This window comes from Streptomyces sp. NPDC050997 (assembly GCF_040660135.1).
GTDB lineage: Bacteria > Actinomycetota > Actinomycetes > Streptomycetales > Streptomycetaceae > Streptomyces.
This window is the reverse complement of the sequence record NZ_JBFAGK010000008.1, coordinates 137,465-161,174: the sequence shown is the minus strand read 5'-3', so window position 1 is coordinate 161,174 and position 23,710 is coordinate 137,465. Positions and strand designations below refer to the sequence as shown.

Sequence of the window (23,710 nt, the reverse complement as noted above, 5' to 3'; positions counted from 1 at the left end):
CGGCAAGAGCCCGACAGTCTGCGCGTCCGCACCGACACCTATCCTTGTGGCGGTCGGACAGCGCGGTCCGCTCCGAATTCTTCCCGGCTGTCCGGCCTCGTATGCGGCAGAGCCGCCCGAGGCCCCCATCCGGGTTCCCTCCCGGACGAGTTTCAACACTGCAAGGAGCCGCACCTGTGAGCAGTGCCGACGACCTCACCACTCCGACCACGACAACGAGCAGCGCGTTGCGCGCCGACATCAGGCGACTGGGTGACCTCCTCGGCGAGACCCTCGTCCGGCAGGAGGGTCCTGAGCTGCTCGAACTGGTCGAGAAGGTCCGCCGTCTCACCCGCGAGGACGGCGAAGCCGCCGCCGAGCTGCTGCGCGGCACCGAGCTGCAGACCGCCGCCAAGCTGGTCCGCGCCTTCTCCACCTACTTCCACCTGGCCAACGTCACCGAGCAGGTCCACCGCGGCCGCGAGCTGCGCGCCAGGCGCGCCGCCGAGGGCGGCCTCCTCGCCCGCACCGCCGACCGCCTCAAGGACGCCGACCCCGAGCACCTGCGCCAGACGGTCGCCCACCTGAACGTTCGCCCCGTGTTCACGGCCCATCCCACCGAGGCCGCCCGCCGCTCGGTCCTCAACAAGCTCCGGCGCATCGCCGCGCTCCTGGAGGCCCCGGTCATCGAGTCCGACCGCCGCCGTCACGACACCCGGCTGGCCGAGAACATCGACCTGGTCTGGCAGACCGACGAGCTGCGCGTCGTGCGCCCCGAGCCCGCCGACGAGGCCCGCAACGCCATCTACTACCTGGACGAGCTGCACGCGGGCGCGGTCGGAGACGTCCTGGAGGACCTGACCGCGGAACTGGAGCGCGTCGGCGTCAAGCTCCCCGACGAGGCCCGGCCGCTCACCTTCGGCACCTGGATCGGCGGCGACCGCGACGGCAACCCGAACGTCACCCCCCAGGTCACCTGGGACGTTCTCATCCTCCAGCACGAGCACGGCATCAACGACGCCCTGGAGACGATCGACGAGCTGCGCGGCTTCCTGTCGAACTCGATCCGCTACACCGGCGCCACCGACGAGCTCCTCGACTCCCTCGGCACCGACCTGGAGCGCCTCCCGGAGATAAGCCCCCGCTACAAGCGCCTCAACGCCGAGGAGCCCTACCGCCTCAAGGCCACCTGCATCCGGCAGAAGCTGGAGAACACCAAGCAGCGCCTGGCCAAGGGCATCCCGCACGAGCAGGGCCGCGACTACCTCGGCACCGCCGAGCTGATCCACGACCTCACCCTGATCCAGACCTCGCTGCGCGAGCACCGCGGCGGCCTCTTCGCCGACGGCCGCATGGACCGTACGATCCGCACCCTCGCCGCGTTCGGCCTCCAGCTCGCCACCATGGACGTACGCGAACACGCGGACGCCCACCACCACGCCCTCGGCCAGCTCTTCGACCGCCTCGGCGAGGAGTCCTGGCGGTACACGGACATGCCCCGCGAGTACCGCGCCAAGCTGCTCGCCAAGGAGCTGCGCTCGCGCCGTCCGCTCGCGCCCACCCCGGCGCCGGTGGACGCGGCCGGCGAGAAGACCCTCGGTGTGTTCCAGACCGTGAAGCGGGCCCTGGAGGTCTTCGGACCCGAGGTCATCGAGTCGTACATCATCTCGATGTGCCAGGGCGCCGACGACGTGTTCGCCGCCGCCGTGCTCGCCCGCGAGGCGGGCCTCGTCGACCTGCACGCCGGCTGGGCGAAGGTCGGCATCGTGCCGCTGCTGGAGACCACCGACGAGCTCAAGGCCGCCGACACGATCCTGGAGGACATGCTCTCCGACCCGTCCTACCGGCGCCTGGTCGCGCTGCGGGGCGACGTCCAGGAGGTCATGCTCGGCTACTCCGACTCCTCCAAGTTCGGCGGCATCACCACCAGCCAGTGGGAGATCCACCGTGCGCAGCGGCGCCTGCGTGACGTCGCCCACCGCTACGGCGTCCGGCTGCGCCTCTTCCACGGCCGCGGCGGCACCGTCGGCCGCGGCGGCGGCCCCTCCCACGACGCGATCCTCGCCCAGCCCTGGGGCACCCTGGAGGGCGAGATCAAGGTGACCGAGCAGGGCGAGGTCATCTCCGACAAGTACCTCGTGCCGTCCCTGGCCAGGGAGAACCTGGAGCTGACCGTCGCGGCCACGCTCCAGGCGTCCGCCCTGCACACCTCCCCCCGCCAGTCGGTCGAGGCGCTGGCCCGCTGGGACGCGGCCATGGACGTGGTGAGCAACGCCGCCGAGGCCGCGTATCGCAGGCTCGTCGAGGACCCCGACCTGCCCGCGTACTTCTTCGCCGCCACCCCCGTCGACCAGCTCGCCGACCTGCACCTGGGGTCCAGGCCGTCCCGCCGCCCCGACTCCGGCGCCGGCCTCGACGGACTGCGCGCCATCCCGTGGGTGTTCGGCTGGACCCAGTCCCGGCAGATCGTCCCCGGCTGGTTCGGCGTCGGCTCCGGCCTCAAGGCACTGCGCGAGGCCGGGCTGCGGCAAGAAGGGGACACCGTGCTCGACGAGATGCACGAGCAGTGGCACTTCTTCCGCAACTTCGTCTCCAACGTCGAGATGACCCTCGCCAAGACGGACCTGCGGATCGCCCAGCACTACGTCGACACCCTGGTCCCCGACGAGCTCAAGCACGTCTTCGAGACCATCAGGGCCGAGCACGAACTCACCGTGCGCGAGGTGCTGAGGGTGACGGGCGAGACGGAACTGCTGGACGCCACCCCGGTCCTCAAGCAGACCGTCACCATCCGCGACGCCTACCTGGACCCGATCTCCTACCTCCAGGTCGCCCTGCTCAAGCGGCAGCGCGACGCGGCCGCCGAGGGCGAGGAAACCGACCCGCTGCTCTCCCGCGCCCTCCTGCTCACCGTCAACGGCGTGGCGGCGGGCCTGCGCAACACCGGCTGACGGGACCCCGGACACGACGGTGCCCCCGAGCTCGTACGCGGCTCGGGGGCACCGTCACATCTGCCTCAGGCCGTCACGAACGCCACCGTGAGCAGCGCGACCCCCGACCCCGCCATCGCCCAGGCCACCCGTGTCCGTCGCAACCCGCCCGCGACCACCACCGACGCCAGCAACAGGGCCCCGCCCATCGGCACCCACGCGTAGAGGATCCCGGCGGGACCGGAACGCACCACCGCGTCACTGCCGGGCTTCACGACCACGTCGTACGTCCGGCCCTTCCGCACGGCGACCGTGTGCTCGATGACCACGCTCTTGCGGGCCGTCGAACCCACCGACAACGGCGTGTACGGACCCGTGCAGGTGTCCGCACCGCACCGCGTCACCTGGATCGTGCCCCGCTCCCGCCCCTTGGTGAGCATCACGTGCTGAGCGGAGCCCCAGGACGCCCACACACCCGCGATCAGGATCAGCGCGACGACCGTGCCCATCGTCGAGAGCCGGCCGAACAGCAGCGCGACGTCCGAGGTCCGGCGGGACGGGGTGGCTGAGGCACGCGACATGGGCGGGATCATTGGCCATGGGCCTGCGCCCGGTCAACCTCATCAGGGCCCGGCGGGCGGACAAGTCAGGAGTTGTACGTGCTTTGCGCCCGCTCCAACCCCTCGATCACCAGCGCCTCGACAGCGTCCGAGGCCCGGTCCACGAAGTAGTCCAGCTCCTTGCGCTCCGCCGCCGAGAAGTCCTTCAGCACGAAGTCCGCGACCTGCATACGACCCGGCGGCCGCCCGATCCCGAACCGCACCCGGTGATACTCCGCGCCCATCACCTTCGTCATCGACTTCAGCCCGTTGTGCCCGTTGTCCCCGCCGCCGAGCTTCAGCCGCAGGGTGCCGTAGTCGATGTCCAGTTCGTCGTGCACGGCCACGATGTTCGCGACCGGCACCTTGTAGAAGTCCTTGAGCGCGTTCACCGGGCCGCCCGACACGTTCATGAACGACATCGGCTTCGCCAGCACCACCCGCCGGTTCGCCGGCCCGGGCGGCCCGATCCGCCCCTCGACGACCTGCGCCTGCGCCTTGCCGGCCCGCTTGAACCGGGCCCCCATCCGCTCCGCGAGCAGATCGGCGACCATGAAGCCCACGTTGTGTCGGTTCATCGCGTACTCGGGCCCGGGATTACCGAGCCCGACGATCAGCCATGGGGCGTTGACGGGGCTGGTCATGTCCTTCTCGACTTCCTGGTCCGCACGGTGCGTAGCACCGTGGTACCTTCCTGTAGTCCCCAAGGGGATCGGTTCGGGCTGGACCGCAGCCTTCGGGTTGGAAGCCCGTCAAGTCAGCGGCGGGCGGAGTCACGTCTCCTTGATACGCGCGGAGGAGAGCGAGCGCGCGTTCAGCACGCTCAAGTTGTTCGTCAGCCGCTGCCCCTCTCGGGAACAGCGGCTGACGAACAATTTCGAAGGTGAGGATCAGGCCTCGGCGGCCTCGTCGCCCTCGGCCCCTTCCTCGGTGGCCTCCTCGGCCTGCGCGGCCAGGATCTGCAGGACGACGGTGTCGCCGTCGACGCCCAGCTTGGTGCCCGCCGGCAGCGGGATGTCCTTGGCGAGGATGGAGTCACCGGCGGTCAGACCCTGGACGGAGACCGTGGCCGACTCGGGGATGTGCGTGGCCTCGGCCTCGACCGGAAGCGCGTTCAGGACGTGCTCCAGCAGGTTGCCACCCGGGGCCAGCTCGCCCTCGGTGTGCACGTAGATCTCGACGTTGACCTTCTCGCCACGCGTGACCAGCTGCAGGTCGACGTGCTCCAGGTGGCCCTTGATCGCGTCACGCTGGACGGACTTCGGGATCGCCAGCTCGTTGGACTCGCCGTCGATGTCCAGGGCGATCAGGACGTTCGGCGTACGCAGTGCGAGCAGCAGCTCGTGGCCGGGAAGCGTGAGGTGGATCGGGTCGGAACCGTGACCGTAGAGAACGCCGGGAACCTTGTTGTCACGTCGGATGCGACGGGCGGCACCCTTGCCGAACTCGCTGCGGGTCTGGGCGGCGATCTTGATCTCGGACATGCGGATCACTCCTCGTGGAACTAGGACGGACGTGGTCACCCGGCCACGAACGGCCTGCTACGAAGAGCGCGTCGATAACGGACAGCCGGCACCTGCGCGAACAGGTGCGGCCTCCCTCGCCGAGCAACTTCGGCAGTCTACTCGGAGGGGGAGGCCGTACCCAAAAGGATCTTTACCGCGGGGGTCTCTACTGCTCGTCGAACAGGCTCGTCACCGAGCCGTCCTCGAACACCTCACGCACCGCGCTCGCGATCGTCGGCGCGATCGACAGCACCGTGATCTTGTCCAGGTCACCGCTCAACTCACCCGGCGTGGGAAGCGTGTTGGTGAACACGAACTCGCTCACCCGGGAGTTCTTCAGCCGGTCGGCGGCCGGGCCGGAGAGCACGCCGTGGGTGGCGGTCACTATGACGTCCTCGGCACCGTGCGCGAACAGGGCGTCCGCGGCGGCGCAGATCGTGCCACCGGTGTCGATCATGTCGTCGACCAGCACACACACCCGGCCCTTGACCTCACCCACGACCTCGTGGACGGTCACCCGGTTCGCCACGTCCTTGTCGCGCCGCTTGTGCACGATGGCGAGCGGCGCGCCCAGCCGGTCGCACCAGCGGTCGGCGACCCGCACGCGTCCGGCGTCCGGGGACACGACCGTCAGCTTGCCCTTGTCCACCTTGGTGCCGACGTAGTCCGCGAGGAGCGGCAGCGCGAAGAGATGGTCGACCGGCCCGTCGAAGAACCCCTGGATCTGGTCCGTGTGCAGATCCACGGTCAGGATCCGGTGGGCACCGGCCGTCTTCATCAGATCCGCGACCAGGCGCGCCGAGATCGGTTCACGCCCGCGGTGCTTCTTGTCCTGCCGCGCGTAACCGTAGAACGGCACGATGACGGTGATGGAGCGGGCCGACGCTCGCTTCAGCGCGTCGATCATGATCAACTGCTCCATGATCCACTGGTTGATCGGAGCCGTGTGGCTCTGGATCACAAAGCAGTCGGCACCACGTGCCGACTCCTGATAACGAACGTAGATCTCGCCGTTGGCGAAGTCGAAGGCCTTGGTCGGGACTACCCCGACACCCAACTGCTGGGCGACCTCCTCGGCAAGCTCGGGGTGGGCGCGGCCGGAGAAGAACATCATCTTCTTCTCGCCGGTCGTCTTGATCCCGGTCACAGCACTGTCTCCTCAGAGGTTTCTCAGCGGGAACCGGACGACCGTCTCGGCTGGCTGCGGACGACCGTCTCGGCTGGTGGGGTGCGGGTGTGCACCTATCACGGTACGCCGTGCCCGGCGCGTCCGTTTCCGGTCACTCTTCGCCCTCTTGCTGACGAGAAGCAGCCTCGGCCGCCTTCGCCGCCGCGCTCCCCGGACGCTTACGGGCCACCCAGCCCTCGATATTCCGCTGTTGACCACGCGCCACGGCCAGCGAACCGGGCGGCACGTCCTTCGTGATCACGGACCCGGCGGCGGTGTACGCGCCGTCCCCGACCGTGACAGGAGCCACAAACATGTTGTCCGAACCGGTACGGCAGTGCGAGCCGACCGTCGTGTGGTGTTTGTCCTGGCCGTCGTAGTTCACGAACACGCTCGCCGCACCGATGTTGGTGTGCTCGCCGATCGTCGCGTCACCGACGTAGGAGAGATGCGGGACCTTCGTCCCCTCGCCGATCGAGGCGTTCTTGGTCTCCACGTACGTACCGACCTTGGACTTGGGTCCGAGACGGGAGCCGGGACGCAGATAGGCGTACGGCCCCACGGTCGCCTGCGGACCGACCTCCGCGCTGTCCGCCACGGTGTTGTCGACCCGGGCGCCGGCCCCCACCCGGGTGTCGGTGAGCCGGCTGTTGGGGCCGACCACCGCGCCCTCGCCGAGATGCGTGGACCCGTGCAGCTGCGTCCCCGGGTGAACGGTGGCGTCCTGCTCGAACGTGACGGTGACGTCGACCCATGTGGTCGCGGGGTCGATGACGGTGACACCGGCGAGCATCGCGCGCGTCAGCAACCGGTCGTTGAGGGTCCGCCGCGCCTCGGACAGCTGCACACGGTTGTTGATCCCGGCGATCTCACGGTGGTCGCCGGCGACGGAGGCGCCGACCCGGTGACCGGCCTCGCGCAGAATCCCCAGGACGTCGGTCAGGTACTCCTCGCCCTGGGAGTTGTCCGTACGGACCTTCCCGAGCGCGTCGGCGAGCAACTGGCCGTCGAACGCGAACACCCCCGAGTTGATCTCCCGGATCGCCCGCTGCGACTCGGAGGCGTCCTTGTGCTCGACGATCGCGGTGACCGCTCCCGACGTCCCGTCCCGCACGATCCGGCCGTATCCGGTCGCGTCCGGCACCTCGGCCGTCAGGACGGTGACGGCGTTGCCGTCGGCGGAGTGGGTCGCGGCGAGCCGCTGCAGCGTCTCGCCGGTCAGCAGCGGGGTGTCTCCGCAGACGACGACCACGGTCCCGTCCACCGAGCCGCCCAGCTCTTCGAGGGCCATCCGTACGGCGTGCCCGGTGCCGTTCTGCTGCGCCTGTACGGCCGTACGGACCTCGGTGTCGACCTCGGCGAGATGCGCGGTGACCTTCTCGCGGGCGTGGCCCACGACCACGACCAGGTTCTCCGGCTGCAACTCGCGGGCGGCGGCCAGCACATGGCCCACGAGGGAACGGCCACAGATCTCGTGCAGGACCTTCGGTGTGGCCGACTTCATACGGGTGCCCTCACCCGCTGCGAGAACGACGACGGCTGCCGGGCGAATGGCGCTCACGGAATTTGCCCTTCGGCTTCTGGGGTGGGGTTTGACATCCGCAGGATACCGGGGCGTTTCGTGAGGGATATGAGTAAGGGCCCTGACAGTGCTGTCAGGGCCCGGACCGGCCATCGCTCCCCCGCCAGGACTCGAACCCGGACAGATGGCACCAAAAGCCACAGTGCTGCCAATTACACCACGGGGGAATGAAGCTCGACTGAACCGGAAATTCGGCTGGATCGTCGAGTCGGCACCCAACACTATGCCGTACCGAACGCCTTCCACGCGACGGTACAACTCGGCGCCGCCGGCGGTGGAATCCGATCTTCCGGTGTCTAACGGTGAGCGATTCGGCAGTTCGAGGGATATCGGGCGGATTCGTCGCCGTTCGGTCACGGAGTGTGGTGTGGGCCAGTCGCGGAAACTCACCGGAAAAGGGGCGCCCGGCGACCGTAGGCTGGAGGGCATGACCACGACGGGGGAACACCACGCGGCGGCCGAGGAAGGGCCGTGGTGGTGGGCGAGGTGGCGCAGTGCGGTGCTGGACGTCGGTCTGGCGCTGGTGTCCGCGGCGGAGTGTGCCGTGGAGGGGATTCCGTTCGCGAAGGACGCGGGGATCCCGTTGGCGGCGGGGATCGTGTTCGGGCTGCTGGCCGGTTCGGTGCTGGTGCTGCGGCGCCGGTGGCCGATCGCGGTCGTGCTGGTGTCGATCGCGATCACTCCCGCCCAGATGGGCTTCCTGATGGGCATCGTCGGCCTGTACACGCTGGCCGCGTCGGAGCTGCCGCGCCGGATCATCGGATCGCTGGCGGGGATGTCGCTGGTGGGGACGTTGATCGTGACGTTCGTGCGGGTGCGGCAGGACATGGCCCGGGGCGATCTGACGATGGGGGACTGGTTCGTCCCGTTCGCGTCGATCACCACATCGCTGGGGCTGACCGCGCCGCCGGTGCTGCTGGGGCTGTATGTGGGCGCCCGGCGGCGGTTGATGGAGAGCTTGCGGGAGCGGGCGGACAGTCTGGAGCGGGAGCTTCAACTGCTCGCGGAGCGGGCCGAGGAGCGGGCCGAGTGGGCGCGGGGCGAGGAACGGACCCGGATCGCGCGCGAGATGCATGACGTCGTCGCGCATCGGGTGAGCCTGATGGTGGTGCACGCGGCCGCGCTCCAGGCGGTCGCGCGCAAGGACCCCGAGAAGGCCGTGCGGAACGCGGCGCTCGTGGGGGACATGGGACGCCAGGCGTTGACCGAGCTGCGGGAGATGCTCGGTGTGCTGCGCAGCGGCGAGAGCACGCCGGTGCGGCGCGAGGGTGTGCCGTTGGCGGCGGTGGGGGTGGCGGCCGCGGCGGCGGCCTCACGGGCCGCGGACGACCAGAGCGCGGCGGACGGGCCGTGGCTGGCGGATCTGGACGTGCTGGTGGGGCAGTCGGCGGCCGCGGGGATGGTCGTCGAACTGTCGGTCGACGGGGAGTCGCGGGAGTACACGGCGGAGATCGAGCAGACGGCGTTCCGGGTGGTGCAGGAGGCGTTGACGAACGTCCACAAGCACGCGGCCGGGGCGAAGACGCACGTACGGCTGGCTCACCGGGTGGCGGAGATCGCGATGCAGGTGGAGAACGAGCCTCCGGGCGAGGTGTCCGCCGCCACGGCCGCCCGGTTGCCGTCGGGGGGCAACGGGCTGGTGGGCATGAGGGAACGGGTCCTCGCGCTGGGCGGCGTGTTCGTGTCCGGGCCGACGGACGCGGGGGGTTTCCGGGTGTCGGCGGTGATTCCGGCTTCGTAGTGCGGTGGGGGCGGTGAGGTGCGGGGCGGCTGCGGGGTGGCGGGGGTTTCGGCCGGTCAGCCCGCGGTGAGGCGGGTCGGTTCGATGCCGGAGACGAGCGTGGTGAGGGCGTGGTCCAGGTCGGACCCCAGGTACCAGTCGCCGGTGTGGTCGAGGGCGTAGACACGGCCTTCGGCGTCGATGGCGAGGAGTGCCTGGCTGTCGGTCTCGGCGCCGAGGGGGCAGACCTCGGTGTCGAGGGCGCGGCCGAGGTCGACGAGGGTGCGGGCCAGGTGGAGGCCGTGCAGCGGATCGAGGTGCAGACCGACGGGGGCGACCTGGCGGCCGGGTCCGGTCGGGGCGAGGTGGAGACCGCCGAACTCGGCCCAGGCCTCGACGGCCGCGGGGAAGACGGCGTGCCGGTGTCCGGCGGGTGAGGCGTGTTCACGCAGGACGTCGGCCCAGATCTCGGCCTGCTTTATGTCCCAGCGCCCGGGTTGCCAGCCGGCGGCACGGAGGGTGGCGTCGACGGGTACGGCGAAACGCGTGGTGGAGGTGCGGTCGGGGTGCATCTGCCCTTCGTTCGTCGTGGCGCCTTGCCGTCGTACGTGCCGATGTACGTGTGGCTGTGCACGCTGAGGTACGGGGTGGGTGGGCGAACGGCTCAGCCGCCCGTCGTCGTGGAGTCGACGACACGGACACCGAAGTGGTCGCTGAGCGCCGCGCAGGCCCGGCAGGGGGCCGCGAAGCTGCCGTGCAGGGGGTCGCCGTCCTCGCGGATGCGCCGCGTGGTGAGCTTCGCCTGCTTGAGAGCCTTGCGGGCCTCGCCGTTGGTGATCGGCTTGCGCGCGGCTCGCTTGCTGCGGGCGGCGTCGACTGCGGCGATGTGCCGCGATATCAGCATGGCCTCGGCGCAGCGGCCGGTGAAGCGGTCCCGCTGTCCACTCGGAAGAGTGTCGAGGAAGTCCTGGACCAGGGGGTGCAGGGCGGGCGGCTGGTCGCCGCGGGCGGCGGTGCCGGTGAGGGTGGCGCCGCGGACGGAGAGGGCGGCGGCGACGGTGGGGAGTATGCCGTCGCGACGGTGCCGCAGGGTGGGGGCATGCGGGGTTTCGGTGCTGCTCCAGCCGATGCGGGGGTCTCCGGACGGCCCGAAGGGCGGACCGTCGTGCGATCTGGGCCGCGATCCTGGCTCTGCTCCCGGCTGCTGCCCGGGCTGTGATCCGCTGTGCTGGCCCGCTTGTGTGCCGGCCCGTGGGTCTCCGGACGTGCCCGGCCGCGGTCCTGGGTGTGGTCCCGTCTGCGTCATGTTCATGATCGTTATCCCCTCCCGAGCATCCCCCCGGCGGACACAGACTGCCAAACGGCGTGGCTCGTGCGGAAGCTGGGGCGGTGCGACACGCCCGTGTTCGGTCGGGCTGTCACGGCAGGGTGACGGCTGGTCACGGAAGCGGACGGCCGCTGACCGGCGCCCGGTGACCGGTCTCGTCGTACCGCATAGGCTGTCGGCACCGCAGATCCACGCGGTCAACGCGTGGAGAGAAGCGGAGAGAAGTCGGGACGGGCGTCGAGACGTGGGTCGAGACGGACGTCGTGACGGACGAGACAGTCGATACGGGGCGTAGTGGCTCTGAGCTGGTCACTACGGGTCGTACAGAGTGCCGCAGGGGGCAACCGCCATGACGACAGGTCGGCTCGGGCAGCAAGTAGCGCCGCCGAACGCGGCCTACGCCGGGCAGGTCGTGCATTTCCCGGATCCGGTCCGGGCGGCCCGTCACCCCAGAGGGGTACGGATCGACGAGCGCGGCTACCCCGACTTCTCGGCGTACGCGCGGGCGGCGGTGGACATCGCCGAGCCGCCGGAGGGCTTCGGGGTCGACGAACTGCGGCTGACGGACTACGTGTCCGCGAACGCGGCGCTGTCGGCGACCGGGCACGAACTGTGGGGCACGGTACCGGCGGTGGCGACACCGCACGGCTGGACGTGGCACCACGTGGTCGGCGGTCGACGGCTGGAGTTGGTTCCGGTCGAGGTCAAGGCGCTGCTGCGGCATCACGGCGGTATCGCGACGGCGACGGTCGCCCAGGACAAGCGCGGGACCAGGCCGCTTCAGGAGACGCGCCCCGCGCACGTCCGGCTGCCGAAGTCGGGAGTGGCGGTGACGGAGGCGCAGGTGCAGGGGGTCGAGGAGGACCTCGGGTACCGGCTGCCGGGTGCGTACCGGACGTTCCTGAAGGCGGCGGGCGGCTGCGCGCCGGTGGGCGCGGCGCTGGACGCGGAACTGGGACTGCTGGTGGACCAGCCGTTCTTCACGGTGCGGGACGAGGCGGCGGTCAATGACCTCGTGTACGTCAACAAGTGCCTGCGGGACCATCTGACCAAGGACTACCTGGGCGTCGGGTTCGTGCAGGGCGGTCTGCTGGCCGTGAAGGTGAAGGGCGAGCGGATCGGCTCGGTGTGGTTCTGCGCCTACGACGACGCGCGGGACGTGGACCCGGGAGTGCCGCCGGCCGAACGGGTGGAGCGGCTGTTGTTGCCGTGCGGTGAGGACTTCGACGTCTTCCTGTCGCGGCTGGCGGGCAATCCGCCCGAGTTGGAGACCGTGGCGAACCTGATGGTGGACGGCGGGTTCGCGCGGTCCGTCCCCGTCTCTTCCGTGGGGGAGTGAGCTCAGCGATGGTGACGTTCGCGCAGGCGCAGGAGCGCGCGGAAGAGTGGATCAACGGCGATGTGCCGTCGTACCAGCATCGTGAGGTGCGGGTACGGGAGTTCGAGCTCGGCTTCGTGGTGTGGGCCGAGGACCGCGCGGACGGGCCGCGCGGGGACGGGGGCACGCAGCGGCTGGTGATCGCGCGGGACAGCGGGGAGGCCACGCTGTGGCCCTCGCTGGCGGTGGGTGAGGTGATCCGCCGCTACGAGGAGGAGTACGGACGTCCCGACCCGGTGGACCAGCCGGCGCCGGCGCCCGCGGCTCGGGTGGACCTGAACCAGACGTCCTTCTTGTTGACTCCACCGGAGTGGTTGCAGGAGGCGGCGGACAAACTGGGGATTCCGGATCAGCGGGGGGCGGCGGCTTCTCCTTCGGCGGCGGGTGCGGGGGCGGGCTCTGATTCCGGTTCGGCTTCGGTCGGTGGGGCGGGGGCGCTTCCGCAGACGCAGGCCGGGCCTGGGGGTGTGGGTGCCGGGGTGCCTTCGGGTGCGCCTTCCGGGGCGCTGAGTGTGCCGCCCGGGGCGACACCGTGGGCCGGGACGGACACGAACGCGGATGCCGGCGAGGACCGTTCGGTACCGCTGCCGGCGACGGTGTTCGCGCCGCCGCTGAGCGGTTCCGACGACGAGGCCCGGCCGCCCGCGGCACCGCCGGACGCCAAGACGGCACTGATGTCGGGCGGCAGCCAACTCCCGAGGACAGCGGTCGGCCCGGCGGCGGACGAACCGAACGCGCCGGGGACGGGGACTCCGGGTGCGCCCGGAGCGCCGGATGGATCTTCTTATGGGTACCCGCGGGGTGCGGGTGCCCCGCCTTCGGCCGCGCCGGAGGGGTCTTCGTACGGGTATCCGCAGGGGTCTGGTGGTGCTGGGGTGCCCGGTACTCCGCCGCCTGGGGTTCCTTCGGCGGGTGCCGTGCCGCCGCCTCCGCCTTCGGCCGCGCCGGAGGGGTCTTCGTACGGGTATCCGCAGGGGTCTGGTGGTGCTGGGGTGCCCGGTACTCCGCCGCCTGGGGTTCCTTCGGCGGGTGCCGTGCCGCCGCCTCCGCCCTCGGCCGCGCCGGGTGCGTCCTCGTACGGGTATCCGCAGGGCTCCGACGGTGGGGCACCGCGGCCTCCGGCGCCGGGGACCGGCGCTCCGGGTCGGTCGCTCGCGCCGAACGCCGGGGACATCGCCGACGCCGCGACGAGCAAGGCGGAGCCTCCGCTCCGACGTGCGCGGAGTGGGGGCGCGAACCCGCCGCCTCCGCCGGGCGCCCCGGGTACGCCGGGAGCGCGACCGGCGGGTACGCCGGGTCCGGCGGCGGGCGGGTATGTGCCTACGCAGCTTGTGTCGGCGCTCGGTCCCGACGGGCCCCCCGCAGGGCCGGGAGCTCCCCCTGCGCCGCCCGCGCCGCATCCGCCTGGTGCTCCGGGGGCGCCTGGTGGGACGCCTCCGGGCGGTGTCCACCATGCCGCCACGATGCTTGCCGACCCGAGCCGGACGGGTCCCGGCGCGGGCGCGCCTGGTGCACCGCAACCGCCCGGCGCTCCGGGGATGCCGGGCGCCGCTCCTGGCGCGCCCCAGCCTCCCGGCGCCCCGGGCATGCCGGGCGGGCCCCAGCATCCGGGGGTCCCTGGTGCTCCTGGTGCCGAGGGTCCGCAGGGCTCTTCCGGAGGTCCGCGCGGGGCTGTGCACCATGCGGAGACCGTGCTGTCCGGGCCCCCGGTGGGCGCCCCCGGCGCACCCCCGCCGCCACAGCCGCCCGGTGCTCCCGGGCGCCCTGGTGGCCCGGGTGCCCCCGGTATGGCTCCGGCCGGCGCCCCCGTCGCCCCGCCCGGCGCGCCCCAGCCGATGCCTCCGGGCGCGATGCCGCCGGGCGCGATGCCGCCCGGCGTGATGCCGCCCCCTGGTGGCATGGCTCCCGGTGCCATGCCTCCGCCCGGTGCGATGCCGCCGCCTCCGCCGCCGGGGGCCGGGCAGCCGTCGTACGGCTATCCGCCGCAGGGGCAGCCGACGGTCGGGCCCGGGTATCAGGCCGTCCTGCGCTACCGCGCGCAGGACGGTTCCGAGCAGCAGCTGATCCGGCGTTCGGCGCCGGGGACACCGCACCCGGAGTGGCAGATCTTCCACGAGCTGCGGGCCATGAACGTGCCGCCGAACCAGGTGCTGGAGCTGCACACGGAGTTGGAGTCGTGCGAGCTGCCGGGTGCGTACTGTGCGCGGATGATCCGGGAGCAGTGGCCGCAGGCACGGATCGCGAGCATCGCCCCGTACGGCACGGATCACGCGAGCCGACAGCAGGGTATGCGGCAACTGATCGCGCACCAGGGCGAGTTGCACCAGGTGGCCGACGGCCCCGCTCGCCCCGCTCCGATCCGGGCACCGCTTCCGCAGGTGCAGCCGGCGCCGCCGATTCCGCCGGAGGGCGTGGCGCAGGAGTTGGCGGGGGCGTTCGGGCCGGGGTTGTTCCGGTTCGAACAGGCCGCGGTGTCCCGGCAGGGCGTGCCGCCGGTCGTGGCGCACTCGCTGGTGGTGGCGGGGCTGCCGACGGACATGGGCCCGTTCTTCTGGGCGCAGGCCCAGCCGGGCCGGCCGGTGCCGACGCTGGCCGAGCTGGCGGCCGAGCGCGGGGTGCAGCCCTCCTCGGACGCGGGGTCGTACCTCGTCATGGGCAGCGACTTCGGCAAGGCGATCTGCGTGCAGTACGGCACGGCGAACATCGTGGCGGTGCCCGTGGAGGCGGGGCCGGGCGGCGCGCCCGTACCGCCGCAGTTCGTGAACACGGGGCTGCCGGAGTTCCAGCGGTGCCTCTCGCTGCTGGGGCGGATGTGGCGGCTCAGGTTCGGGCTGAACCAGGAGCAGGCGGGCCGGTGGAGCGTGGACTTCCAGGTCCAGTTGGCCTCGCTCGATCCGGCGGCGCTCGGTTCGCCGGAGAGCTGGTGGTCGGTGCTGCTGGAGCAGATGTGGGACGGACTGCTGTGACGCGTCAACGCTGACGCGACCTGCGTCGCAGAAAGGGCCGGGCCCGGTCGAGTGATCGGGTCCGGCCCTTCTGTGTGCGCGTTTGTTGCCTGCGTGTGCGTGCGTGACCGTAACCCACCCTCGGAGTGTCGCGTTATGAACACTTACGTCTGATACATCAGGATGTGCGCGAAATCATCATGTCGCATCCGTTCGGCGGAGAGGGGTTCCAGGATGAGCAGCGCATCGGTGTCGGCGCAGGGGTTCGTGGCCGGACGAGGGCGCGGCTACCGTCCCGAACAGGTCGACGCGTACGCCGATGCCCTCTCCCGGGACCGGGACGCGGCCTGGGAACGCGCCGCCCGGCTGACCGTGCTCGCCAAGCAGATGGAGGCGGAGGCGGCGGAGTTGCGGGAGGCCGTGTCGGCGCTCGTTCCGCAGACCTACGAGGCGCTCGGCGAGAACGCGCGGCGGATCTTCGAGCTCGGGCAGGAGGAGGCCGCGTCGGTGCGGGAGGGCGCGCGGCAGGAGGCGCGGCGCGTGGTGGAGGAGGCGCGGGCGCGGGCGGAGGGCGTGCGCGAGGCCGCTCAGGCGTACGCCGACTCCGTACGCGCGGAGGCCGAGGAACGCGTCCGGCACCGGCTGCTGGCGGCACGCGCCGAGGCCGACGAGATCCGGATCGGCACCCGGCGAGACGTGAAGGAGGGGCGCGGGGAGGCACTGTCCGCGGTACGCGAGGTGCGGCAGCGCACCACCGGGATGCTCGCCGAACAGGCCACGGTGCACGCCGAGCGGTGGGCCGACGCCGAGCGGGAGGCGGCGGAGCGGCAGGCCGCGCTGGAGGCGCGGAACGCGGAGCGGGCGGCACGGGCCGAGACCGCGTGGGCCGAGGCGAAGCAGGCGTTCGCCGACGCGGAGCTGGCGGGGCGCCGACTGCCGGAGGAGGCGCGGGCGCGGGCGGCCGAGGTGATCGCGGAGGCTCGGCTACGCGAGGAGCGGATCGCCCGGGACACGGAACAGATGCTGCGCGACCACGGCGACCAGTGGGACGAAGTGCGGACGCAGATGGACCACGTACGGAACAGCCTGTCGGCGCTCACGGGGCGAGCCGCGCTGGAGTGAGAGGGCTTCACCTGCTGAGGCCCGGTCAGTCGCTGAGCCCTGTGCGCCGGTAGCGGACGCCCGGGCGGCCGTCGATGGTGACGGATCCGGTCGCGGTGAAGCCGTTGCGCTCCAGGACGGTGTGCGACGCCGGGTTGTCGAGGGTGGCCATCGCGGTGAGTGAGACGAGGCCGTACGTCGTCCCGGCCAGTCGGCAGATGTCCCGGACCGCCGCCGTCGCGACACCGCGCCCCGCCGTCAACTCGCCGACGCGGTAACCGAGTTCGGCGAATCCGGCCGCCACGACCACCAGGTTGACCCGGCCGACCAGCTCGCCCTGCTCGTCCACCAGGACGTGGAAGTGGCAGGGCCCTGCGTCCTGTTCGGCGAGGAGGGCCTTGTGGCGGGCGGTGAACTCCTCGAAGTACGCGTCCCCGCGATCCGGGATGGACCGCGCGAAGTAGGCGCGGTTCGCCCGCTCGAAGGCGAGCAGCGCGACCGCGTGATCGGCTCGCAGGCGCTCCAGGTTCGGCATGGTGCCAGCGTACGCACGGTGCGGGTGGGTGTCGTGGGTGTTATGGGCGGGCGCCAGGGGTGCGGCCGGGGGTGGACGGCCCCGGCCGGGGTCTGCCGGGGTGCTACCGGGGGTGGACGGGGGTGCTCTGCCGTCCGTCTGAGGTAAGGGTCCTTTAGGACTACGGGACCCCGTGGTGGTACGACTGCGGGGTGACGTCAGGTCCGTGTCCCGACGCCTAGCGTCCTCGGTATGACCAGATCACGCCGCTTAGCCACGGCCGCGACGGCCGTGCTCGCGCTCACCCTGACCCTGCCGTTGGCCGGTGCCGCCTCCGCGACCACAGTGAACTCGTCGGCCTCCGCCTCCGCCACCGCGTCCGTCTCCGCATCTGTGTCCGCATCTGTGTCCGCGTCCGCCCAACTCCCGCGCCCCACCGGCCCGTACCCCGTCGGTCGCGACACGCTCCACCTCGTCGACGCCGACCGCCCCGACCCCTGGGTGCCCGCCGCCGGCGCGCGGCAGCTGATGGTGTCGATGTACTACCCCGCCCGGCCCGGCACGGGCGGCCCGACGGCGCCGTACATGACCACCGAGGAGGCCCGCCTCCTGCTGGAACTGAGGGCTCCGGACGCCACCGTCCCGCCCGAGGTGATCAGCGGTGTCCGCACCTGGGCGCACACCGACGCGCGCCCCCTGGGCGGCCGGTTCCCGCTCCTGGTGCTCTCCCCCGGGTTCACGTTCCCGCGTGCCACGCTCACCGGTCTCGCCGAGGACCTGGCGAGCCGGGGATACGTCGTCGCGCTGGTCGACCACCCGTACGAGAACGCCGGCACGACCCTGCCCGACGGCACGACCCTGCCCTGCGCCATCTGCGACGAGTCGCCCGAGGTCGACCCCCGGGACATCGCCGAGAGCCGGGCCGTGGACGTCTCCTTCGTGCTCGACCGGCTGACCGGCCGTCATCCCGCCTGGCGGTACGCCCGCACGATCGACCCGCGGCGGATCGGCATGGCCGGGCACTCCATCGGGGGCGCCGCCGCCGTCGCCACCATGGCCGCTGACGCGCGCGTGCGGGCCGGCGCGAACATGGACGGCACCATGTTCTCGCCCGTTCCCGAGACCGGCCTCGACGGCCGTCCCTTCCTGATGTTCGGGGCGGAGCGCGGGATCGTCGACGAGACCTGGGACCAGGGCTGGGCCCGCCTGGACGGCTGGAAGCGCTGGATGACGGTGGAAGGAGCCAACCACGGATCCTTCACGGACGTACCCCTGATCGCCGAGCTGGCCGGCATCCCCAGTCCCACGCCGCTTCCCTTCGAGCGCGGGGAGGCCCTCACGCGCGCGTACCTCGCCGCCTTCTTCGACCAGCAACTGAAGGGCATCGCCCAGCCGTTGCTGGACGGACCGTCACCGGACAACCCGGAGGTCTCGGTACGGCTGCCCTGAAGGTGTCACTCCTTGAACGTCAGTCCTTGAGGACCGGGAACCTGCGCGGCGCCAGGAACAGCAGCACCAGGAACGCCACCGCCGCCGCGCAGGACGCGCCCAGGTAGACGGCGTGCACCGCGTCCGCGATGGCCCGGCGGGTGGCCTCGGGCACGGTGCCCGCGTCCAGGGCGCGCGTCACCGAGTCCAGGTCGCCCGCTCCGCCGAGCCGCGCCGCCAGCACGCCGTTGGCGACCGCCCCGAACAGCGCCGCGCCGACCGTCTGGCCGGTCTGCCGGCAGAACAGGACGGACGCCGTCGTCGTGCCGCGTTCCGACCAGCCGACCGTCGACTGGACGCCCACCAGCAGCGGAAGCTGGAAGAGGCCGAGCGCGCCGCCGAGCAGCAGCATCAGCAGGGTCGGCTGCCAGGCCTCGCCGGGATACGGCAGGAAGGGGAACGCGAACAGGATCAGCGTCGCCGTGCCGATGCCCAGCATCGCCGTGTTGCGGAAGCCGATACGCCGGTACACGTGCTGGCTGAGGGCGGCCGAGACGGGCCAGCTCAGCGTCCACACGGACAGCACGAACCCGGCGGCCACCGGCGCCAGTCCCAGCACCGACTGCGCGTACGTCGGCAGGAACACGCTCGGCGCCACCATCAGCAGGCCCAGCGCGCCGAGCGCGAGATTGACCGCGGCGATCGTCCGGCGGCGCCACACCCACCCGGGGATGATCGGCTCGGCGGCCCGGCGTTCGATGACGACGACCAGTCCGGCCAGCGCGAGTCCCGCCCCGAACAGGGCGAGCGAGGGCCCCGACAGCCACGGCCACGCCACCCCGCCCTGCACCAGGGCGGTCAGCAGCACTCCGCCGCACGCGAACACCGCCAGCGCGCCCGCCCAGTCGACACGTGCGCGGGCCCGCGCCTCCCGCTCCGGCTCGTGCAGGTACCGGACGACCAGCCACAGCGCGACCGCGCCGATCGGCAGGTTCACCAGAAAGATCCAGCGCCAGTCCGTGTACGCCACCAGCACCCCGCCCAACCCTGGCCCCGCGACCGCCGACACCGCCCACACCGTGGACAGCTTTGACTGGATCTTCGGGCGGTCCTTCAGGGGGTACAGGTCGGCGGCGAGCGTCTGCACCGTGCCCTGGAGGGCGCCGCCGCCCAGACCCTGCACGATCCGGAACGCGATCAACGCGCCCATGTTCCAGGCCAGCGCGCACAGCAGGGAGCCCAGCAGGAAGAGGACCGCGCCCGCGACCAACACCGGTTTGCGGCCGAAGGTGTCGGAGAGCTTGCCGTACACCGGCAGGGTCACCGTCACGGCGAGCAGATAGCCGGAGAACAGCCAGGAGAACACCGAGAAGCCGCCGAGGTCGCCGACGATCTGCGGTACGGCCGTGGAGACGATGGTGGAGTCGAGGGCGGCCAGCGCCATCGCGAGCATCAGGGCGGCGACGACCGCGCCGCGCCGGTCGGGTGCGGTGCCCCGGCCGGCTTCGCGTATCGCCGGTCTCGTGTCGCCCACGCGGATTCCTTCCCCTTGCATCTACCTGCCGCGGGACAGCTTCCCATCCCGCCCGCGCATCGCGTCAGGGCTTGACCCTCACGCCACGGGAGGGTGGAGCCTGAGTGGGCCGGAGGGTGGAGCCGACCCCGAGAACGAATCCACCTGGCGGTGGAGGGCCCCTAGGGGTACCTCCGTACTAGGGCTCGGGGAGGGTTCGTACCGCCGGAGGATGAGACGGCACGGGTGTGGTCCTTAACCTGGCTTTATGCCGCTGGGGGGCGGTTCACCACACCGGTGGGGGTGGGGTTTTCCTCAGTAGAAGACTGCGCTGAGCACCAGCGCGCCGGACCCCCTCCGGGGACCAGACTCAACGTCAGCACTTCTTCCCACGCTCCATCAACTGACGGAAGCGCTGACTGAAGCACTGACGGAAGCGCTGACGGAAGCGCTGACGGAAGCGCTGACTGAAGCACTGACTGAAGCACTGACTGAAGCGCCGACTCAACACTGACTGACACTGACCGGCATAGGAGACATACCGTGACATCGGCTGTGACCATTCCCAGGCACGGGGGCACTGGAGGGCGTACGGCCGTTGCCGCGCGGGCGCGGCAGGTCGTGAAGGCCTACGGCTCCGGCGAGACCCGTGTCGTCGCGCTCGACCACGTCGACGTGGACATCGCCCGCGGTCAGTTCACCGCGATCATGGGCCCCTCGGGGTCCGGCAAGTCCACCCTGATGCACTGCCTCGCCGGTCTCGACACCGTCACGTCCGGACAGATCTACCTGGACGACACCGAGATCACCGGCCTGAAGGACAAGAAGCTCACGCAACTGCGCCGGGACCGGATCGGGTTCATCTTCCAGGCGTACAACCTGCTGCCCACGCTGAACGCGCTGGAGAACATCACGCTTCCCATGGACATCGCGGGCCGCAAGCCGGACCAGGCCTGGCTGGGGCGGGTCGTCGACACCGTCGGGCTGTCCGACCGGCTCAAGCACCGGCCCACGCAGCTCTCCGGCGGCCAGCAGCAGCGGGTCGCCGTGGCCCGGGCCCTGGCCGCCCGGCCCGAGATCATCTTCGGTGACGAGCCCACCGGAAACCTCGACTCCCGTGCCGGAGCAGAGGTGTTGGGCTTCCTGCGCCGCTCCGTCGACGAACTCGGCCAGACCATCGTGATGGTCACGCACGACCCGGTGGCCGCCTCGTACGCGGACCGGGTGCTGTACCTCGCCGACGGCCGGATAGTCGACGAGATGTACAAGCCCACCGCGGACGCGGTCCTGGACCGCATGAAGGACTTCGACGCCCGGGGGCGTACGTCATGACCGTCCTGAAGACCTCGATGCGCAACTTCTTCGCGCACAAGGGACGCATGGCCCTGTCGGCGGTGGCGGTCCTGCTGTCGGTCGCCTTCGTCTGCGGCACGCTCGTGTTCACCGACACGATGAACACGACGTTCGACAAGCTCTTCGCGACGACCGCGTCCGACGTGACGGTCTCCCCCAAGGAGGCCAAGAGCGACGACACCCCGCAGAACGGCAAGCCCGAGTCGCTGCCGGCCTCCCTGCTGGCGCAGGTGAAGAAGGCGGACGGCGTCAAGTCGGTGGAGGGCGCGGTCAGTTCGATGAACGTGACCGTCGTCGACCGCGACAACGACAACATGGGGTCCACCAGCGGCGCCCCGACGATCGCGGGCAACTGGACCAAGAGCGACGCGCGGGCCATGGAGGTCACCTCCGGACACACCCCGCGGGGCCCGACCGAGGTGATGGTCGACGCCGACACCGCCGACAAGCACCACCTCAAGATGGGCGACGAACTGCGCACCATCGCGCAGACCGGTGACTTCAAGGCGAAGATCGTCGGCATCGCCACCTTCAAGGTGACCAACCCCGGTGCCGCCATCGTCTACTTCGACACGGCCACCGCCCAGCGCGAACTCCTCGGCGCCACCGGCCGGTTCACCCAGATCTACGTGAACGCCGCGTCCGGCGTCGCCGACGCCCAGCTCAAGCAGCACGTCACCCAGGCCCTGGACGGCACGTACAAGATCCAGACGGCCAAGGAGAACGCCGACGAGAACCGCCAGGGCATCGACTCGTTCATGAACGTCATCAAGTACGCCATGCTCGGCTTCGCCGGGATCGCGTTCCTGGTCGGCATCTTCCTGATCATCAACACCTTCTCCATGCTGGTCGCCCAGCGCACCCGGGAGATCGGCCTGATGCGGGCGATCGGCTCCTCCCGCAAGCAGGTCAACCGCTCGGTCCTGGTCGAGGCGCTGCTGCTCGGTGTCGTCGGCTCCATCCTGGGCGTGGGCGCCGGAGTCGGCATCGCCATCGGCCTGATGAAGCTGATGTCGGCGGCCGGCATGAACCTCTCCACCGACGACCTGACCGTGAAGGTGACCACCCCGGTCGCCGGTGTGCTCCTGGGCGTCGTGGTCACCGTCCTCGCCGCCTATCTGCCGGCCCGCCGCGCCGGCAAGGTCTCCCCGATGGCCGCGCTGCGCGACGCCGGTACGCCGGCCGACGGCAGGGCCGGTCTGGTACGCGGCCTGATCGGGCTGGTGCTGACGGCCGCCGGTGCCGTGGCCCTGTTCGCGGCGGCCAACGCCGACAAGGCGAGCGACGGCGCGCTGATGCTCGGCGGCGGTGTGGTGCTGTCCCTGATCGGCTTCGTCGTCATCGGCCCGCTGCTGGCCGGCGGTGTCGTCCGGGCGATCAGCGCGGTGCTGCTGCGGGCCTTCGGCCCGGTCGGCCGGCTGGCCGAGCGCAACGCGCTGCGCAACCCGCGCCGCACCGGCGCCACCGGCGCGGCACTGATGATCGGCCTGGCCCTGGTGGCCTGCCTGTCGGTCGTCGGCTCCTCGATGGTCGCCTCGGCCACCAGCGAACTCGACAAGTCGGTCGGCGCGGACTTCATCGTCCAGGGCAACCAGCGGATCGTCCCGCAGGCCGAGAAGGCCATGCAGAAGACCCCGGGCCTGTCCCACGTCACCCGCTACAAGGAGCTGGAGGCCACCCTCACCTCGCCCGACGGCAAGACCGACGACTCCGGAGTGACGGCCGCCGACCCGACGTACGCCCAGGACCTGCGCCGCCCGACCACGGCAGGCAGCCTCTCCGCCGCCTACGGCAAGAACGCCATGTCGGTCGGCTCCGACTACGCCGCCAAGCACGGCGTCCACGTCGGCGACAGCCTCACCGTCGCCTTCAAGGGCGGCGAGACGGCGAAGCTCAAGGTCGCGGCCATCACGGACGACGACACCGCCATCGACCAGGGCGCGCGCTACCTCAGCATCGAGACGATGCGGACATACGTTCCGCCGGCCCAGATCCCGCCCAACACGATCATGTTCGCCAAGGCCGAGAAGGGCCAGGCGGAGCAGGCGTACGCGGCGCTGAAGAAGTCGATGCACGAGTACCCGCAGTACCAGGTCCGCGACCAGACCGACTACAAGCAGGAACTGAAGGATCAGATCGGCCAGCTCCTGAACATGGTCTACGGCCTGCTCGCCCTGGCGATCATCGTGGCGATCCTGGGTGTGGTGAACACGCTGGCGCTGTCGGTGGTCGAGCGGACGAGGGAGATCGGCCTGATGCGGGCCATCGGCCTCTCGCGCCGCCAGCTGCGCCGCATGATCCGCATGGAGTCGGTGGTGATCGCCCTCTTCGGCGCCCTGCTCGGCCTCGGCCTGGGCATGGGCTGGGGCGCGACGGCCCAGAAGCTGCTCGCCCTGGAGGGTCTGAACGTCCTTGAGATCCCCTGGCCGACGATCATCGGCGTCTTCATCGGCTCCGCCTTCGTGGGCCTGTTCGCCGCGCTGGTCCCGGCGTTCCGGGCGGGCCGGATGAACGTACTGAACGCGATCGCGACCGAATAGCCACCGCGGACGGGGGAGCGGGGGAACGGGGGACGGGGGACGTCGGGCCCGGTGCGGGAGGCTGCTGCCTTCGGCACCGGGCCCGACAACGCGTTCACGGCAGGGCGTTCATGGCAGGGACGTTCACG

Annotated in this window: 17 protein-coding genes and 1 tRNA gene; 8 read left to right on the top strand and 10 right to left on the bottom strand. The window is 71.2% G+C overall.

What is annotated here, in order from left to right; genetic code table 11:
• Positions 1–176 precede the first annotated feature (176 nt).
• Complete coding sequence (ppc, locus tag AB0H86_RS20320; RefSeq protein WP_362440143.1) at positions 177–2,930, top strand: phosphoenolpyruvate carboxylase; 2,754 nt, start codon at positions 177–179, stop codon at positions 2,928–2,930.
• 65 nt (positions 2,931–2,995) lie between these two features.
• On the opposite strand, the gene AB0H86_RS20315 is transcribed toward ppc, so the two are convergent.
• The 6 genes from AB0H86_RS20315 to AB0H86_RS20290 form a co-directional block, all read right to left on the bottom strand.
• Positions 2,996–3,502 (bottom strand): hypothetical protein, encoded by a 507-nt coding sequence (locus AB0H86_RS20315; RefSeq protein ID WP_362440140.1) that lies wholly within the window; start codon positions 3,500–3,502, stop codon positions 2,996–2,998.
• Positions 3,503–3,555: 53 nt separating this feature from the next.
• Positions 3,556–4,152 (bottom strand): aminoacyl-tRNA hydrolase, encoded by a 597-nt coding sequence (gene pth, locus AB0H86_RS20310; RefSeq protein ID WP_362440137.1) that lies wholly within the window; start codon positions 4,150–4,152, stop codon positions 3,556–3,558.
• Positions 4,153–4,398: 246 nt separating this feature from the next.
• Positions 4,399–4,992 carry a 50S ribosomal protein L25/general stress protein Ctc gene (locus tag AB0H86_RS20305; RefSeq protein WP_362440134.1) on the bottom strand — a complete coding sequence of 198 codons (594 nt, stop codon included), beginning with the start codon at positions 4,990–4,992 and terminating at the stop codon, positions 4,399–4,401.
• Positions 4,993–5,179: 187 nt separating this feature from the next.
• Positions 5,180–6,160 carry a ribose-phosphate diphosphokinase gene (locus tag AB0H86_RS20300; protein WP_362440131.1) on the bottom strand — a complete coding sequence of 327 codons (981 nt, stop codon included), beginning with the start codon at positions 6,158–6,160 and terminating at the stop codon, positions 5,180–5,182.
• Between the two features lie 133 nt (positions 6,161–6,293).
• Positions 6,294–7,742 carry a bifunctional UDP-N-acetylglucosamine diphosphorylase/glucosamine-1-phosphate N-acetyltransferase GlmU gene (gene glmU / locus AB0H86_RS20295; protein ID WP_362440128.1) on the bottom strand — a complete coding sequence of 483 codons (1,449 nt, stop codon included), beginning with the start codon at positions 7,740–7,742 and terminating at the stop codon, positions 6,294–6,296.
• Between the two features lie 116 nt (positions 7,743–7,858).
• Positions 7,859–7,930 (bottom strand) — tRNA-Gln (locus tag AB0H86_RS20290).
• Between the two features lie 260 nt (positions 7,931–8,190).
• On the opposite strand from AB0H86_RS20290, the gene AB0H86_RS20285 reads away from it, so the two are divergent.
• On the top strand, positions 8,191–9,504 hold the full coding sequence (locus tag AB0H86_RS20285; RefSeq protein ID WP_362440125.1) for a histidine kinase: 1,314 nt from the start codon (positions 8,191–8,193) through the stop codon (positions 9,502–9,504).
• Between the two features lie 56 nt (positions 9,505–9,560).
• Here the strand turns inward: AB0H86_RS20285 and AB0H86_RS20280 are convergent, their stop codons facing one another.
• Positions 9,561–10,055 (bottom strand): SUKH-3 domain-containing protein, encoded by a 495-nt coding sequence (locus AB0H86_RS20280; protein WP_362440122.1) that lies wholly within the window; start codon positions 10,053–10,055, stop codon positions 9,561–9,563.
• A gap of 92 nt (positions 10,056–10,147) precedes the next feature.
• A complete protein-coding gene (locus AB0H86_RS20275) occupies positions 10,148–10,795 on the bottom strand; it encodes a YwqJ-related putative deaminase (RefSeq protein ID WP_362440119.1) in 648 nt (215 codons plus the stop codon).
• Positions 10,796–11,159: 364 nt separating this feature from the next.
• Between AB0H86_RS20275 and AB0H86_RS20270 the strand changes: the two genes are divergently transcribed.
• The 3 genes from AB0H86_RS20270 to AB0H86_RS20260 all read left to right on the top strand — a co-directional run bounded on the left by AB0H86_RS20270 (position 11,160) and on the right by AB0H86_RS20260 (position 16,255).
• Positions 11,160–12,149, top strand: a complete 990-nt coding sequence (locus AB0H86_RS20270) for an SMI1/KNR4 family protein (RefSeq protein ID WP_362440116.1) — start codon at positions 11,160–11,162, stop codon at positions 12,147–12,149.
• 8 nt (positions 12,150–12,157) lie between these two features.
• A complete protein-coding gene (locus AB0H86_RS20265; RefSeq protein WP_362440673.1) occupies positions 12,158–15,154 on the top strand; it encodes an SUKH-4 family immunity protein in 2,997 nt (998 codons plus the stop codon).
• Between the two features lie 213 nt (positions 15,155–15,367).
• Positions 15,368–16,255, top strand: coding sequence for a cellulose-binding protein (locus AB0H86_RS20260; RefSeq protein WP_362440113.1), 888 nt, complete (start codon positions 15,368–15,370; stop codon positions 16,253–16,255).
• Positions 16,256–16,280: 25 nt separating this feature from the next.
• Here the strand turns inward: AB0H86_RS20260 and AB0H86_RS20255 are convergent, their stop codons facing one another.
• On the bottom strand, positions 16,281–16,769 hold the full coding sequence (locus AB0H86_RS20255) for a GNAT family N-acetyltransferase (protein ID WP_362440110.1): 489 nt from the start codon (positions 16,767–16,769) through the stop codon (positions 16,281–16,283).
• A gap of 231 nt (positions 16,770–17,000) precedes the next feature.
• Between AB0H86_RS20255 and AB0H86_RS20250 the strand changes: the two genes are divergently transcribed.
• Positions 17,001–18,197 (top strand): alpha/beta hydrolase, encoded by a 1,197-nt coding sequence (locus AB0H86_RS20250; protein WP_362440107.1) that lies wholly within the window; start codon positions 17,001–17,003, stop codon positions 18,195–18,197.
• Positions 18,198–18,216: 19 nt separating this feature from the next.
• On the opposite strand, the gene AB0H86_RS20245 is transcribed toward AB0H86_RS20250, so the two are convergent.
• Entirely contained in the window at positions 18,217–19,710 is a 1,494-nt protein-coding gene (locus AB0H86_RS20245) for an MFS transporter (RefSeq protein ID WP_362440104.1), read from the bottom strand.
• A 522-nt stretch (positions 19,711–20,232) separates the two neighbouring features.
• Here AB0H86_RS20245 and AB0H86_RS20240 point away from each other — a divergent pair.
• Positions 20,233–21,021: an ABC transporter ATP-binding protein gene (locus AB0H86_RS20240; protein ID WP_362440101.1), complete on the top strand. Its 789-nt coding sequence runs from the start codon at positions 20,233–20,235 to the stop codon at positions 21,019–21,021.
• Positions 21,018–23,582, top strand: coding sequence for an FtsX-like permease family protein (locus AB0H86_RS20235; protein WP_362440098.1), 2,565 nt, complete (start codon positions 21,018–21,020; stop codon positions 23,580–23,582). The genes AB0H86_RS20240 and AB0H86_RS20235 overlap by 4 nt, the downstream gene beginning before the upstream one ends.
• Positions 23,583–23,710: the final 128 nt, after the last annotated feature.

Coding starts and splice junctions, on each gene's coding strand:
- AB0H86_RS20315 (WP_362440140.1), bottom strand. CDS start 3,502: ATGATCCCGCCCATGTCGCGTGCCTCAGCCACCCCGTCCCGCCGGACC.
- pth (WP_362440137.1), bottom strand. CDS start 4,152: ATGACCAGCCCCGTCAACGCCCCATGGCTGATCGTCGGGCTCGGTAAT.
- AB0H86_RS20305 (WP_362440134.1), bottom strand. CDS start 4,992: ATGTCCGAGATCAAGATCGCCGCCCAGACCCGCAGCGAGTTCGGCAAG.
- AB0H86_RS20285 (WP_362440125.1), top strand. CDS start 8,191: ATGACCACGACGGGGGAACACCACGCGGCGGCCGAGGAAGGGCCGTGG.
- AB0H86_RS20280 (WP_362440122.1), bottom strand. CDS start 10,055: ATGCACCCCGACCGCACCTCCACCACGCGTTTCGCCGTACCCGTCGAC.
- AB0H86_RS20275 (WP_362440119.1), bottom strand. CDS start 10,795: ATGAACATGACGCAGACGGGACCACACCCAGGACCGCGGCCGGGCACG.
- AB0H86_RS20270 (WP_362440116.1), top strand. CDS start 11,160: ATGACGACAGGTCGGCTCGGGCAGCAAGTAGCGCCGCCGAACGCGGCC.
- AB0H86_RS20265 (WP_362440673.1), top strand. CDS start 12,158: ATGGTGACGTTCGCGCAGGCGCAGGAGCGCGCGGAAGAGTGGATCAAC.
- AB0H86_RS20260 (WP_362440113.1), top strand. CDS start 15,368: ATGAGCAGCGCATCGGTGTCGGCGCAGGGGTTCGTGGCCGGACGAGGG.
- AB0H86_RS20255 (WP_362440110.1), bottom strand. CDS start 16,769: ATGCCGAACCTGGAGCGCCTGCGAGCCGATCACGCGGTCGCGCTGCTC.
- AB0H86_RS20250 (WP_362440107.1), top strand. CDS start 17,001: ATGACCAGATCACGCCGCTTAGCCACGGCCGCGACGGCCGTGCTCGCG.
- AB0H86_RS20235 (WP_362440098.1), top strand. CDS start 21,018: ATGACCGTCCTGAAGACCTCGATGCGCAACTTCTTCGCGCACAAGGGA.